The sequence below is a fragment of the Pseudomonas sp. GW823-FHT06E10 genome, from assembly GCF_058794995.1.
Genome location: NZ_JBXAHJ010000012.1, coordinates 177,625 through 192,375, shown reverse-complemented (window position 1 = coordinate 192,375; position 14,751 = coordinate 177,625). Strand labels below are relative to the sequence as shown.

Below are 14,751 nucleotides of genomic sequence, written 5' to 3'. Positions count from 1 at the left end.
GCAAGAAGCCCCGGGTCTCACAACCCGGGGCTTCTTTTTGTCGCTATCGTTTTGAGCCTGCGTTCACAGGCTCATACGATCATTCCCACTCAATGGTCGCTGGCGGCTTGCTCGACACGTCGTAGGTGACGCGGGAGATGCCTTCGATTTCATTGATGATGCGGCCGCTGACGGTTTCCAGCAGTTCGTAAGGCAGATGAGCCCAACGCGCGGTCATGAAGTCGATGGTTTCCACGGCACGCAGGGCCACGACCCAGGCGTAACGACGGCCATCACCCACCACGCCAACCGATTTCACCGGCTGGAACACCACGAATGCCTGGCTGACCTTGTGATACCAGTCGGCCTTGCGCAGTTCTTCGATGAAGATGTGGTCGGCGCGACGCAGCAGGTCGGCGTATTCCTTCTTCACTTCACCGAGGATGCGCACGCCCAGGCCCGGGCCCGGGAACGGGTGACGGTAGACCATGTCGTACGGCAGGCCCAGCTCCAGACCCAGACGACGGACCTCGTCCTTGAACAGCTCGCGCAGGGGTTCAACCAGCTTGAGGTTCATTTCTTCCGGCAGGCCACCCACGTTGTGGTGCGACTTGATCACGTGGGCCTTGCCGCTTTTCGCGCCAGCCGACTCGATCACGTCCGGATAGATGGTGCCCTGGGCCAGGTACTTGATGTTGTCCAGCTTGCAGGATTCGGCATCGAACACGTCGATGAAGGTACGGCCGATGATCTTGCGCTTCTTCTCCGGGTCGGCTTCGCCGGCCAGGTTACCGAGGAACTGCTCTTCGGCGTTGGCGCGGATCACCTTGACGCCCATGTTCTCGGCGAACATGGCCATCACTTGCTCGCCTTCGTGCAGGCGCAGCAGGCCGTTGTCGACGAACACGCAGGTCAGTTGGTCGCCGATGGCTTTGTGCAGCAGCGCGGCAACCACGGACGAGTCCACACCGCCGGACAGGCCGAGCAGGACGTTGTCGGTGCCGACCTGGGCGCGAACCTGGGCGATGGCGTCTTCAGCGATTTTCGACGGGGTCCACAGGGCTTCACACTCGCAGATGTCGAGGATGAAGCGCGACAGGATGCGACCGCCCTGCTTGGTGTGGGTCACCTCCGGGTGGAACTGCACGCCGTAGTAACGACGCTCGTCGCTGAACATGCCGGCGATCGGGCAGCTCGGAGTGCTGGCCAGGATGTGGAAGTCTTCCGGCATGCGGGTGACCTTGTCACCGTGGCTCATCCACACGTCGAGGCCGAACAGGCCGTCAGCGTCGATGTGGTCTTCGATGCCGTCCAGCAGGCGGCTCTTGCCGACTACATCAACGCGGGCATAGCCGAACTCACGCAGCTCGGAACCTTCAACCTTGCCGCCCAGTTGCTCGGCCATGGTCTGCATGCCGTAGCAGATACCGAAGACCGGCACGCCCAGGTCGAAAACGGCTTGCGGGCAGCGAGGGCTGTTGGCTTCGTGAACCGACTCTGGGCCGCCGGCGAGGATGACGCCTTTAGGAGCGAATTCGCGGATCGCATCTTCGTCCATGTCGAACGGGTGCAGTTCGCAGTACACGCCGATTTCACGCACGCGGCGGGCGATCAGCTGGGTGTACTGGGAACCGAAGTCGAGGATCAGGATGCGGTGAGCGTGAATGTCGAGGGCCATGATTCAGTCTCGTCTAAAAAATTCGGAAACAGTCGTGATTCAGAAACAACTCGGGGCTGAATAAAACAGCCCCGGTTGCTTAGCTTGTTGCTTGAAGGCTCAACCTACGCGGTAGTTTGGCGCTTCCTTGGTGATCTGCACGTCGTGAACGTGGGATTCGGCCATGCCGGCGCCGGTGATCCGCACGAACTCAGGCTTGGTGCGCATCTCTTCGATGTCGGCGCTGCCGGTGTAGCCCATCGAGGAGCGCAGGCCGCCCATCAACTGGTGGATGATCGCGCTCAGGGTGCCCTTGTACGGAACACGCCCTTCGATACCTTCCGGAACCAGCTTCTCGGCGCCTGCCGAGGAGTCCTGGAAGTAACGGTCGGAGGAACCCTGGGCCTGGGACATGGCGCCCAGCGAACCCATGCCGCGATAAGCCTTGTACGAACGGCCCTGGAACAGTTCGATCTCGCCCGGCGCTTCTTCGGTACCGGCGAACATCGAGCCCATCATCACGCAGGAAGCACCGGCCACGATGGCCTTGGACAGGTCACCGGAGAAACGGATGCCGCCGTCGGCGATCAACGGTACGCCAGTGCCTTCAAGGGCAGCGGCGACGTTGGCGATGGCACTGATTTGCGGCACGCCGACACCGGCGACGATACGGGTGGTGCAGATCGAGCCAGGGCCGATACCGACCTTGACTGCGTCAGCGCCCGCTTCGGCCAGGGCCTTGGCGGCAGCGCCGGTGGCGATGTTGCCGCCGATGACCTGCACTTCAGGGAAGTTCTGCTTGACCCAGCGAACGCGGTCGATCACGCCCTTGGAGTGACCGTGAGCGGTGTCGACCACCACCACGTCAACGCCGGCGGCGACCAGTGCGGCAACGCGATCACCGGTGTCTTTACCGGTACCGACTGCAGCACCCACGCGCAGACGACCTTGATCGTCCTTGCTGGCCAGCGGGTAAGCCTTGGCTTTTTCGATGTCGTTGACGGTCATCATGCCCTTGAGGGCGAATTTGTCGTCGACGATCAGCACGCGTTCGATACGGTGCTTGTGCAGCAGTTCACGCACATCGTTCTTGTCGGCGCCTTCCTTGACCGTGACCAGACGCTCTTTAGGCGTCATCACTTCACGGACGGTGGCTTCCAGACGGTTCTCGAAACGCACGTCACGGGAGGTGACAATGCCGACCAGGTCGCCATTGTGCAGTACCGGAACGCCGGAGATGTTGTGCATGCGGGTCAATTCGAACAACTCGCGCACGGTGGCGTCGGCGACGATGGTGATCGGGTCTTTGACCACACCAGCTTCGTAACGCTTGACCTTGCGGACTTCGGCAGCTTGCTGCTCGATGGTCATGTTCTTGTGGATGATACCGATACCACCTTCCTGAGCCATGGCGATTGCCAGACGGGCTTCAGTGACGGTGTCCATGGCAGCGGAAACCAGTGGAATATTCAGCTCGATGCCACGGGTAAGGCGGGTCTTGAGACTGACTTCGTTAGGAAGCACCTCGGAATAACCGGGCACTAGGAGAATGTCGTCGAATGTCAGAGCTTCTTGGCTGATACGCAGCATCGCGGGGGCTCCCGAGCGGGAAAATGGAAGCGCGCCATTATAGTCAGACACCCCTTCGGGTTCAATGTAAAACTCTGTCTATTATTGGCATTACTGACATACGGGGATTACGGCGTTACGGATTGCTGCTTTTTTGTGGGAGCGAGCTTGCTCGCGATGAGCTTGCAGGCAACGCTTGTTTTCAGACAGCACGCGTCATCGTTCACGACCATCGCGAGCAGGCTCGCTCCTACAAGGTCATCAGAGTTCGACTTTCACCCAACTGACCGGCTGATCCAGCCAATCGGCGAATTCATCGATAAAGCTCTGTTTGAACCCGGCTTCGGCCCAGTTGTTGAAGATGAAACCGAGGTTGGAGAAGCCGCACTCCTGCAGAAACAGGAAGCCGTTGATGTCGTCTTCATGCCCGCATTCGGGACAGGTGAAGTTGTCGGTACGCCCCGGCATCCAGTCTTCCAGGCTTTCGAACAGGGCTTCACCCACTTCCTTGCGGCACTCGGCGCAGCCCGCTTCGCCAAGAAAACCCTTGGCCGGCGTATAGATGCAGCGCTTGGTGATGATCTCCAGACCGTTGACCGGCTCGCCGAATGGCAGCGCGTCCGGGTGCAGGACCACCTCACGGGCACCCTCGGCGATCGCATGGCCCATGCGATTGCCGGTGCGGCCGCACGTGGTCAGTTCTTCCTGGATGATGTTCTTGCGCACCAGCCAGCGCACGACGGCCCGGGCCCGGGGTTCGTGTACCGGCAGGGTGGAGATTTTCGGGACGATGATGCTTTGGGAATTCATGGGGTACAGGCCTGGAGCGCTGATAAAAGATCGGACGCGAATTACCTGTGGGAGCGAGCTTGCTCGCGATGGTCGTTAACGATAACGCGTACTTTCTGATTGAACGCGTCGCCCTCTAGTCCATCGCGAGCAAGCTCGCTCCTACAAGAATCAGTAGGCGAGCCTTTAGAAGGTATAGGCCCGCCGCAGCTGTTTTTACAGCTCGACAACAACCGCCTGCGAAGCACGGGTCGCCTTGGCGCGGGCGGCTTCGATCGATTCGTCGCGCGCCAGGGCCACGCCCATGCGGCGCTGGCCGTTGACTTCAGGCTTGCCGAACAGGCGCAGCGCGGTATCCGGCTCGCTCAAGGCAGCACCCAGGTTGGCGAAAGCGGTCTGGGTCGACTGCCCTTCCACCAGGATCACCGCCGAGGCCGAAGGCCCGAACTGACGGATCAACGGGATCGGCAGACCGAGAATGGCCCGTGCGTGCAAGGCGAACTGCGACAGGTCCTGGGAAATCAGCGTGACCAGGCCGGTGTCATGCGGGCGCGGCGAGACTTCGCTGAACCACACCTGATCACCCTTGATGAACAGCTCGACGCCGAACAGACCACGGCCACCCAAGGCTTCGGTCACGGCTTTGGCGACACGCTCGGACTCAGCCAGGGCAACCGGGCTCATGGCTTGCGGCTGCCAGGATTCCTGGTAGTCGCCCTTCTCCTGACGGTGACCGACCGGCGCGCAGAAGGTGGTGCCGCCGACGTGGCGCACGGTCAGCAGGGTGATTTCGTAGTCGAAATCGATGAAGCCTTCGATGATCACCCGACCTTTACCGGCACGGCCACCTTCCTGGGCGTAGTCCCAGGCCTTCTGCACGTCATCGACGCTACGCAGCAGACTCTGGCCCTTGCCCGAGGAACTCATGACCGGCTTGACCACGCACGGGAACCCGAGGTCTTCAACGGCTTTGCTGTAGTCCTCGAAGGTGTCGGCGAAGTGGTACGGCGAGGTTGGCAGGTCCAGCTCTTCAGCGGCCAGGCGACGGATGCCTTCACGGTTCATGGTCAGCTGCGCAGCACGGGCGGTCGGGATAACGGTGAAGCCTTCGGCCTCCAGTTCCACCAGGGTCGCGGTGGCGATGGCTTCGATTTCCGGCACGATGAAGTGCGGCTTTTCGGCTTCGATCACGGCACGCAGGGCGGCACCATCGAGCATGTTGATCACGTGGCTGCGGTGCGCCACCTGCATGGCCGGCGCATTCGCGTAGCGGTCCACGGCAATCACTTCAACGCCCAGGCGTTGCAGCTCGATCACCACTTCCTTGCCCAACTCGCCACAGCCACACATCAATACGCGGGTCGCGGTCGGCGACAATGGAGTTCCGATACGGGTCATCTGAAGGTCCTCAAGGAGCGGATCATCGAGGGAAGCACGCTTCCCATGGGGAGAAAGCGCGGCATTTTACATGAACTTCAGCTGACGACAGCCTGTTTGCGCAAGCGCCAGGCCATGATCAGCCACACGGCGGTGACCCCGGCGAATTTCGAGCCCAGGGCGGTGAGGATCACGCCTGGCGTCAGGGCGTCGATCATGCCGAAAAAGATAAAGGTATCGAGGGGAATGCTCAGGGTCGAACTTATCCACAGGCGATCATGCAGCGGGCGCCGGGTGATGCTGAACACCAGCCAGTCGATGCACTCGGAAACCGCGAACGCCGTGGCGCTGGCCAGGGCGATGGACGGATCGGAGGTGACATAGGACAACACCAGCGCCACCAGCATCGCTGCTAGGGCGCCATGCCCGAATCGGGTTTGCACCATATCGCGCAACACAAACACCAGCCCACCCCAGGCCGACCAGATGATGTCCAGGTGCGGGGCGGTGGAAAAGGCGTAATTGATCAGCACGACGCTGCTGATGTAGGCGATCAGGAAGAGCATGGGCGTGGAAGTACCTGTAATTTTGCCGCACAGGATACTGTAGGAGCGAGCCCGCTCGCGATGGTCGTTAACGATAACGCGGGACGTCTGGTTCCCCGCGGTGCTCTTGAGTCCATCGCGAGCAAGCTCGCTCCTACAGTCGAACGCATTCCCATGTGGGAGCGAGCTTGCTCGCGATAAAGTGCGAAGCACTTTCTGAGGGCGATTCAGTTATCGGATTTGGAAGGCAACATCCAGATCAACCCACTGGCCTTGGCCCGCTCATGACACAACCCCAACACCGTGCGCCGCTCGTCGTTGGTCATCCGGCTCCAGCGGGTAATCTCCTCCACCGTGCGTTGGCAACCGGTGCAGATGTCATCGTCGTCCAGCGCACAAATATTCACGCAGGGTGATGCAACCGGGCGTTCGCTGGCAGTCATTCTTCCTGCTCGGCCAGGTCGCGGGCATAGCGCTGCGAGTTATGCACGTAGTGAGCAGCGCTGGCTTCCAGCATCCTGATTTGCGGCTCGGTCAACTCACGCACCACTTTGCCGGGCGAGCCCATGACCAGCGATCCGTCCGGAATCTCCTTACCTTCGCCGATCAGCGAGTTGGCGCCGATGATGCAGTTCTTGCCGATCTTCGCACCATTGAGAATCACCGCGTTGATGCCGATCAGGCTGTAGTCGCCGACGGTGCAGCCGTGGAGCATGGCGTTGTGGCCGATGGTCACGCCGGTACCGATGGTCAGTGGGTAGCCCATGTCGGTGTGCATCACGGTGCCGTCCTGGACGTTGCTGTTCTTGCCGATCAGGATCAATTCGTTGTCGCCGCGCAATACGGCGTTGAACCAGACGTTGGCGCCCTCTTCCAGCTTGACCTTGCCCACCAGCACGGCATTGGGTGCGACCCAGCTCTGTGGATGGGTTTCGACGCGGGCGTCGCCCAGGCGGTAATTCATTGTTGTATTCCTCAAGGCTCAGGCAGGCTTTTTTCAGCAAAACCAGGATTCAGGCCATTCGAACGATGGCTTCAGATATTGATAAAGCTTTTGGGAGGCTGATGCAGGCTGATTTTGGCGTCATACAGCAGGTTGATCAACTCGACGATCATGATCGCCGTCAGCCCCCAGATCTTGTATTCGCCATAGCGATAGCTCGGCACGTACCAGCTGCGGCCCTGATAGTCGATGCGGTGGGTATGTTCGCGAGGGTCTTTACGGAAGAATTCCAGGGGCACGCTGAACACCGCGGCGATCTCGGCGTCGTTGGCCCGGTATTCGACAAAATCCGGGATCACCCCGACATAGGGCGTGACCTTGATGCCATGCAGGCTGATCAGCGGGCTGAGCGGTCCGATCACCTCGACCAGCCCCGGCGGCAGGCCGATCTCTTCTTCGGCTTCACGCAAGGCGGTGAAAATCAGGTCGGGGTCTTCGGGGTCACGGCGCCCGCCGGGGAAGGCAACTTCGCCGCCATGGGTCGACAGGCCGCTGGCACGCAGGGTCAACACCAGCTCGGGCTCGTCACTGCGGGTGATGGGCACCAGCACCGCTGCCTCGGGAAAACGACGATCGGTCTCCAGTGTGCGTGGAGTGTGGTTACTAACCCGATGCAGTAGCTCGTCCAGCATGAGTGTTCTCGATTTGTGCCTTACCCGGCATCATGCACCAATCGCTGCGGTCGCCCAACCCCCGCAACCGCCCCATGTCGCGAAACGACAACTTGCCGACCGGCACTGCCGCACGCCAAGATAGGCGCAGCATTCAGGAACCCCAGCATGAAATTTTGCAGCCAGTGCGGTAACCCGGTGACCCAGCGCATTCCCGAAGGCGATTCGCGCCTGCGCTTTGTCTGCGACAGTTGTCACGCCATTCACTACCAGAACCCCAACATCGTCGCCGGCTGCGTGGCGACCTGGGGCACCCAGGTATTGCTGTGCCGGCGGGCCATCGAGCCGCGACGCGGTTACTGGACCCTGCCCGCCGGTTTCATGGAGAACGGCGAGACCATCGAACAGGCCGCCATTCGCGAGACGGCCGAGGAAGCCTGCGCCCGGGTGCGCAACCTGAACATCTATACCCTGATCGACGTGCCGCACATCAGCCAGGTGCACGTGTTCTTCCGTGCCGAACTGGTGGACCTGGACTTTTGCGCCGGCCCCGAGAGCCTGGAAGTGCAACTATTCGACGAAGCGGACATTCCATGGGATGAGCTGGCTTTCCGCACGGTGGGCCGTACCTTAGAATGCTTCTTCGCTGACCGGCGGACCGAAATCTATCCCGTTCGGTCTGAATCGATCCCGCCGCTTGCTCAGCCTGCCATTATCTGATGTCATCTCGGCATCACCGGGAGGCGCCGAAAGATTGTCCGAATGCGGCCCGAGCCAGCGGCAGCTCCTGCAAAAACTTCTATACATAAATAGTCGCGACACCTCCTGGGGAATCGTTTCAATGCGCTGGTTGCTTGCCCTGTTCTGTTTGTCGTTTGTCACGGTGTCCCAGGCTTCTGCCGTGGAAACCCTGGACGGCAAGGTCATCGAGAAAATCCTGATTCTCAAGTCTTCCCATCAATTGCAATTGATCAATGACGGCAAGCCGCTCAAAACCTATCGCATTTCCTTGGGCAAGCGTCCCAAGGGGCCGAAGCTGATGGAAGGCGACAAGCGCACCCCGGAAGGCTTCTACTGGGTCGACTGGCGCAAGATCAGCGACCGTTTCAACCTGGCGATGCACATTTCCTACCCGAACATCAGCGACTCCGCCCGCGCCCGTCGTGAAGGCGTCGAGCCCGGCGGCATGATCATGATCCACGGCACCCCGGACAGCGAAGACACCCCGGAAGACCTGTTCCACACCCTGGACTGGACCGACGGCTGCATCGCCATGCGCAACATGGACATGCGCGAAGTCTGGAACCTGGTGCCGGACGGCACGATGATCGAGATCCGCCCGTAAATCCCCCGACCTTTGGTCGCCTCGCAAAAAAAATCAAAAAAATTCCAGCCTTCGGCAGCTCCTGCAGGGTGAATACCATTTCCCCCTGTAGAAGCTGCCGAAGGCTGCGATCTTTGCTTTAAATCCTCCCACCGCTAATACCACTTCAATCCAGCCTCTTTCCACTGCGCCCAATAAGGCCTGTTTACCGCACCTGCAGCCTGAGAGCTGCATTGACATGGTATTCAAGTGGTATTAGTTTTTTGTCCTACAGCGAACAAGTAACTTTCCTACAGACGCGTCGGACAATAATTAAATGAACGACCTTTCAGCCCTGCGCCCGGACGACACCCAACCCACGCCGTTGTACCTGCAACTGGCACGCAATCTGGAAGCGGCGATCCATGCCGGCCAGTGGAAAGCCGAACAGGCCATGCCGTCGGAGCGCAATCTGAGCGAGGCGCTGGGCATCTCCCGCGTCACTGCACGCAAGGCTCTGGAAGTGTTGTTCGAACAAGGCCTGATCCGCCGCAACCAGGGCTCCGGCACCTTCATCACGCCGCGCCTCGAACAACCGTTGTCGCGCCTTTCCGGTTTCAGTGAAATGCTCCGCCTCAAGGGTTTCGTGCCCGGATCGCAATGGCTGGAGCGGGAAATCACCCTGCCGACCCACGAAGAACTGATCCGCCTCGGCCTGTCGCCCAACGACAAAGTCGCGCGCCTCAAACGCCTGCGCAAGGCCGACGACACGGTGATGGCCATCGAGATGAGCACCCTGCCCGCCTCGATCATTCCCAAGCCGCAGGCGGTGGGCGATTCCCTCTACGAATACCTCGACGGCATCGGCAAACCGGTTGTCCGCGCCCTACAGCACATCCAGGCGATCAACGCCTCGGACGAATTCGCAGCCCTGGTGGGCATCGCCCCCGGCACCGCCATGTTGCTGATGACCCGGGTCGGCTACCTGGAAGACAACACGCCCATCGAAGTCACCGACACCTATTGCCGTAACGACTACTACGACTTTGTCGCAGAGCTTCGCCGCTAGAACGCTGCATCGCGAAACCGCCCACCCAGAGAACCGATCATGTCCGAAGACAACATCCTCACCGCCCACGGCTGGGTTCGCGGCCGACTGGTCCATGAGCACGGTAAAGTCGTGTCGATCGAAGGCCAGCCCTGCGATCCGGCGGACAACGATCTGCCGTACCTGCTGCCGGGCTTCATCGACCTGCACGTTCACGGCGGCGGCGGCAAAGACATCATGGAAGGCGCGCCGGCCTTCGAAACCATCACCCGAACCCACGTGCGCTTCGGCACTACGTCGTTGCTGGCCACTACCATGACGGCACCGAGCGAAGAGATATCCAGCGTGCTCCAGGCCGTCGGCGAATTCTGTGAGCAGCGGCCCCAAGGCAGCGCCCGGGTGCTTGGCGTACACCTCGAAGGCCCCTACATCAACCCGGGCAAACTCGGCGCGCAACCCAACTTCGCCCACACCGCGCTGATGGCCGAAGTCGAAGCGTACCTGGCGCTCGCACCGATCCGGGTGATCACCATTGCCCCGGAAATCGCCGGTCACGATGCCTTGATCCGCGACCTCAGCAGCCGCGGCGTTCGCATGCAGATCGGCCACACTCTGGGCAGTTATGAGGAAGGCGTGGCCGCGCTGGAGGCCGGCGCCAGCAGTTTCACCCACCTCTACAACGCCATGAGCCCGCTGCATCACCGCGAGCCCGGGATCGTCGGCGCTGCCCTGGCCCACGCCAAATACGCAGAGCTGATCCCGGATTTGCTGCACGTGCACCCCGGCGCCATCCGCGTGGCCCTGCGTTCGATTCCTTGCCTGTATTGCGTCACCGACTCGACCGCCGCCGCCGGCATGCCCGATGGCGAGTACAAACTCGGCAGCCACACCGTGACCAAATGCCTCGGTGGCGTGCGCCTGCCCGACGGCACGCTGGCCGGCAGCACCCTGACCATGGATCAGGCTCTGCGCAATCTGGTGAAAATCGGCCTGCCTATCGCCGAAGCCTCGCAGCGCCTGTCGCAATTCCCCGCCGACTACCTCGGCATCACCGAACGCGGGCGCCTGCAACCGGGGGCCTGGGCCGACTGTGTGCGGCTGGATCGCTCACTGAAACTGACCGCCGTCATGGTCGAAGGAGAAGACATTGACTTCAAAAATGCTTGAAGAGGCGCTGTCCTCGTTCGAGGCCGTGCAAGCCCAATTACAGCAACTCGACCCGCAGATGATCGAGATCGCCGGGCGCCTGCGTCGTCAGCCGCCGCAAGTGGCCATGACCGTGGCGCGTGGCAGCTCCGACCATGCCGCCAGTTACTTCGCCTACCTGACCATGCAACTGCTGGGCATCCCGGTGGCGTCGCTGCCGATGTCGGTGGTGACCATGCAACAGGCACCGCTGAAGGTCAGCGGCCAGGTGGCATTCGCCTTTTCGCAATCGGGGCAAAGCCCGGACCTGGTCAACAGCCTGCGCCTGTTGCGCAAGCGCGGCGCCTTGAGCATTTCGCTGGTCAATGCGGAAGACTCGCCCCTGGAAGCCGCCTGCGAATTCAGCCTGCCGCTGTGTGCCGGCACCGAAAGCAGCGTCGCGGCGACCAAGAGCTTTATCGCCACCCTCAGCGCCAGTGCCCGGCTGATTGGCCACTGGAAAGAAGACACCGAACTGCTCGACGCCTGCCGCGCCTTGCCCGAAGGCCTGCGTGACGCTGCGCAACAGGACTGGAGCCCGGCCATCGACGCCTTGCGCGATTGTCAGCGACTGATGGTGATCGGCCGTGGCGCCGGTTTCGCCATCGCCCAGGAAGCGGCGCTCAAGTTCAAGGAGACCTCGGCGATCCAGGCCGAAGCCTTCAGCAGCGCCGAAGTCCGTCACGGTCCGATGGCCTTGATAGGCGACAACTACCCGCTGCTGGTGTTTGCCCCACGGGGCGCCGAACAGGCCGGTTTGCTGAGCCTGGCCGCCGACATGCGCCAACGCGGCGCCCTTGTCCTGCTGGCCGCGCCGGATGACGTGCTTGAACGCGACCTGACGCTGACCCGCGCCGAACACCCGGCCCTCGACCCGATTCTCGCGATCCAGAGTTTCTACGTGATGGCCGCCGGCCTGGCCGTGGCCCGAGGCATGGACCCGGACCAGCCACGGCACCTGAGCAAAGTGACGCGTACACACTAACCACCCTTGTAGGAGCGAGCTTGCTCGCGATGGTCGTCAACGAAAACGCGTGTTTGCTGGATAAACGCGGCGTTCTTTAGTCCATCGCGAGCGAGCTCGCTCCTACAGAGGGGGGCGTGTTGATCCGAACCGTATTTTTTGATGAGACCGAGCCATGCATAACAACAATAAAGAGCTGACCCTCAGCGCCCCGCTCAGCGGCCCGGTGCTCACGCTCGCCAAAGTCCCGGATGCGGTGTTTGCCAGCGGCGCCATGGGCGACGGGATCGCCATCGACCCGTTGAACGATACCCTTCATGCGCCGTGCGCGGGCGTGGTGGTGCATGTCGCCCGCACCGGTCATGCGGTGACCCTGCGGGCCGACAACGGCGCGGAGCTGCTGCTGCACCTGGGCCTTGATACCGTCGAACTGCAAGGCCAGGGCTTTTCGATGCTGGTCAAGGAAGGCGCGCGCGTCTCCAATGGCCAGCCGCTGCTGCGCTACGACCTGGACAAGGTCGCGCAACAGTGCAAAAGCCTGGTCAGCCTGCTGATCCTCACCAACAGCCAGGACTTTCAGGCACGGCCCATCACCCTCAAGTCGGTAAAGGTCGGCGAGCCGCTGCTGCACATCATTCGTCGACAGACGTCGAGCGCACAGTTCGATGCCGAGTTTTCTGGCGCAGAGATTGTCGGTCTGGTGCGCATTGCTCACCGTGGCGGTCTGCACGCACGGCCGGCCGCGTTGATCCGTCAGACCGCACAAGGATTCAAAAGCAAATCGCAGCTGCATTTCGCCGGCAAGTCGGCCACCTGCGACAGCCTGATCGGCCTGATGGGGCTGACCATCGGCGAACAGGCAGAAGTCCAGGTCAGTTGCCAGGGCCCGGACGCCGAAGCCGCGCTGCAAGCCTTGCTGACCGCGTTATCCACAGCCCTGGCCGAAGACAGCCATGCCGCCGCGCCGACCACGATTGCCCAACGCAATCGCCCCGCCGAAGCCGGTGTATTGCACGGCGTCTGTGCGGCGCCCGGCCTGGTCGGCGGGCCGCTGTTCCACCTGAATGCGATCAGCCTGCCGGTGGATGCCGGCCATCATGATCCCCAGCAACAACAGCAAGTGCTGGACGCGGCACTGAGCCAGGTGCGCAGCGAAATCGAACGCACGCTGGTCCTGGCGAAAAAACACAAGGACACCGCTGAAGAGGCGATCTTCGCCGCACACCTGGCGCTGCTGGAAGACCCGGCCCTGCTGGACGCCGCCATACAAACCGTCGCCCAGGGCACGGCCGCGACCCACGCCTGGAGCCAGGCCATCGACGTGCAGTGCGAAGTCCTCCAGCAAACCGGCAGCACGCTGCTGGCCGAACGCGCCAACGACCTGCGCGACCTCAAGCAACGGGTGCTGCGCGCATTGCTCGGCGACACCTGGCATTACGACGTGCCGGCCGGCGCCATCGTCGCGGCGCATGAACTGACGCCCTCCGATTTACTGCAACTGAGCCAGCAAGGCGTCGCCGGACTGTGCATGGCCGAAGGTGGCGCGACCTCCCACGTGGCGATTCTGGCCCGGGGCAAAGGCCTGCCGTGCATGGTGGCGCTGGGTTCGACGTTACTCGATCAGCAACAGGGGCAACCGGTGGTGCTGGACGCCGACGGCGGCCGCCTCGAACTGACACCCAGTGCCGAGCGCCTGGCCGACGTGCGCCAGCTGCAACAGCAACAGCAACAACGCCGGGCCGAACAACAGGCCCAGGCGCACACCCCCGCACTGACCACCGATGGCCTGCGCATCGAAGTCGCCGCCAATGTGGCATCCAGCACGGAAGCGGCAGACGCGTTGGCCAATGGCGCCGACGGCGTCGGCTTGCTGCGCACCGAGTTTCTCTTCGTCGACCGCCACACCGCGCCGGACGAACAGGAACAACACCACGCCTATCAAGCGGTGCTCGATGCCATGGGCGACAAGTCAGTGATCATCCGCACCATCGACGTCGGCGGCGACAAGCAACTGGACTACCTGCCACTGCCCGCCGAGGCCAATCCGGTGCTCGGCCTGCGCGGCATTCGCCTGGCCCAGGCTCGCCCTGAACTGCTCGACCAGCAATTGCGCGCGCTGCTGCACCTGCGCCCGTTGTCACGCTGCCGGATCCTGCTGCCAATGGTCACGGAAGTCGATGAACTGCTGCACATCCGCCAGCGCCTCGATGCCTTGTGCGGTGAACTCGGCCTGGCGCAACGCCCGGAACTGGGTGTGATGATCGAAGTTCCGGCCGCCGCGCTGCTGGCCGAGCAACTGGCCGAACACGCGGACTTCCTGTCCATCGGCACCAACGACCTGTCGCAATACACCCTGGCCATGGACCGCGACCACGCCGGGCTCGCCGCGCGCGTCGATGCGCTACACCCGGCACTGCTGCGGCTGATCGCCCAGACCTGCGCCGGTGCGGCGCAGCACAACCGCTGGGTGGGCGTGTGCGGCGCACTGGCGTCCGATCCATTGGCCACGCCGGTGTTGATCGGCCTGGGGGTCAGTGAATTGTCGGTGAGCCCGGTACAGGTCGGCGAAATCAAGGACCGCGTGCGTCATCTCGACGCCAGCGAATGCCGGCGCATCAGCCAGGATCTGCTCAAGTTGAGCAGCGCCAGCGCCGTGCGTCACGCCTGTCACCAGCATTGGCCTCTGAGCTGAAGAACAACAAGAATCCACGGAGAACCGCC

Annotated in this window: 14 protein-coding genes; 6 read left to right on the top strand and 8 right to left on the bottom strand. The window is 62.1% G+C overall.

Going from position 1 to position 14,751, the window contains the following annotated elements; all coding sequences use genetic code 11:
• Positions 1-79 precede the first annotated feature (79 nt).
• The 8 genes from guaA to AC1Q6Y_RS20130 form a co-directional block, all read right to left on the bottom strand.
• Positions 80-1,657: a glutamine-hydrolyzing GMP synthase gene (gene guaA, locus AC1Q6Y_RS20165; protein ID WP_008053207.1), complete on the bottom strand. Its 1,578-nt coding sequence runs from the start codon at positions 1,655-1,657 to the stop codon at positions 80-82.
• 99 nt (positions 1,658-1,756) lie between these two features.
• The gene (gene guaB, locus AC1Q6Y_RS20160; RefSeq protein ID WP_008053208.1) at positions 1,757-3,226 is read right to left on the bottom strand and encodes an IMP dehydrogenase; all 1,470 of its coding nucleotides are present in this window, start codon (positions 3,224-3,226) and stop codon (positions 1,757-1,759) included.
• A 240-nt stretch (positions 3,227-3,466) separates the two neighbouring features.
• Entirely contained in the window at positions 3,467-4,015 is a 549-nt protein-coding gene (locus AC1Q6Y_RS20155; protein ID WP_154861742.1) for a sugar ABC transporter ATPase, read from the bottom strand.
• A gap of 195 nt (positions 4,016-4,210) precedes the next feature.
• Positions 4,211-5,392: a formate-dependent phosphoribosylglycinamide formyltransferase gene (gene purT, locus AC1Q6Y_RS20150; protein ID WP_046040988.1), complete on the bottom strand. Its 1,182-nt coding sequence runs from the start codon at positions 5,390-5,392 to the stop codon at positions 4,211-4,213.
• A gap of 77 nt (positions 5,393-5,469) precedes the next feature.
• Complete coding sequence (locus AC1Q6Y_RS20145) at positions 5,470-5,937, bottom strand: preQ0 transporter (protein WP_492625033.1); 468 nt, start codon at positions 5,935-5,937, stop codon at positions 5,470-5,472.
• A 206-nt stretch (positions 5,938-6,143) separates the two neighbouring features.
• On the bottom strand, positions 6,144-6,359 hold the full coding sequence (locus AC1Q6Y_RS20140) for a DUF1289 domain-containing protein (protein ID WP_090453267.1): 216 nt from the start codon (positions 6,357-6,359) through the stop codon (positions 6,144-6,146).
• A complete protein-coding gene (locus AC1Q6Y_RS20135; RefSeq protein WP_492625032.1) occupies positions 6,356-6,880 on the bottom strand; it encodes a gamma carbonic anhydrase family protein in 525 nt (174 codons plus the stop codon). The genes AC1Q6Y_RS20140 and AC1Q6Y_RS20135 overlap by 4 nt, the downstream gene beginning before the upstream one ends.
• Before the next feature lie 71 nt (positions 6,881-6,951).
• Positions 6,952-7,551, bottom strand: coding sequence for a CoA pyrophosphatase (locus tag AC1Q6Y_RS20130; RefSeq protein ID WP_150813638.1), 600 nt, complete (start codon positions 7,549-7,551; stop codon positions 6,952-6,954).
• A gap of 147 nt (positions 7,552-7,698) precedes the next feature.
• Between AC1Q6Y_RS20130 and AC1Q6Y_RS20125 the strand changes: the two genes are divergently transcribed.
• From AC1Q6Y_RS20125 to ptsP, 6 genes are all read left to right on the top strand, one after another.
• Positions 7,699-8,250, top strand: a complete 552-nt coding sequence (locus AC1Q6Y_RS20125) for an NUDIX hydrolase (RefSeq protein WP_057716272.1) — start codon at positions 7,699-7,701, stop codon at positions 8,248-8,250.
• A 121-nt stretch (positions 8,251-8,371) separates the two neighbouring features.
• Complete coding sequence (locus tag AC1Q6Y_RS20120) at positions 8,372-8,875, top strand: L,D-transpeptidase family protein (protein ID WP_007982819.1); 504 nt, start codon at positions 8,372-8,374, stop codon at positions 8,873-8,875.
• A 295-nt stretch (positions 8,876-9,170) separates the two neighbouring features.
• Complete coding sequence (locus AC1Q6Y_RS20115) at positions 9,171-9,902, top strand: GntR family transcriptional regulator (protein WP_057716273.1); 732 nt, start codon at positions 9,171-9,173, stop codon at positions 9,900-9,902.
• 39 nt (positions 9,903-9,941) lie between these two features.
• Positions 9,942-11,048, top strand: coding sequence for an N-acetylglucosamine-6-phosphate deacetylase (nagA, locus tag AC1Q6Y_RS20110; RefSeq protein ID WP_492625031.1), 1,107 nt, complete (start codon positions 9,942-9,944; stop codon positions 11,046-11,048).
• Positions 11,029-12,051, top strand: a complete 1,023-nt coding sequence (locus tag AC1Q6Y_RS20105) for an SIS domain-containing protein (RefSeq protein WP_489845296.1) — start codon at positions 11,029-11,031, stop codon at positions 12,049-12,051. Before nagA ends, AC1Q6Y_RS20105 begins: the two co-directional genes overlap by 20 nt.
• 154 nt (positions 12,052-12,205) lie before the next feature.
• Complete coding sequence (ptsP, locus tag AC1Q6Y_RS20100; protein ID WP_492625030.1) at positions 12,206-14,722, top strand: phosphoenolpyruvate--protein phosphotransferase; 2,517 nt, start codon at positions 12,206-12,208, stop codon at positions 14,720-14,722.
• The last annotated feature ends 29 nt before the right edge of the window (positions 14,723-14,751 follow it).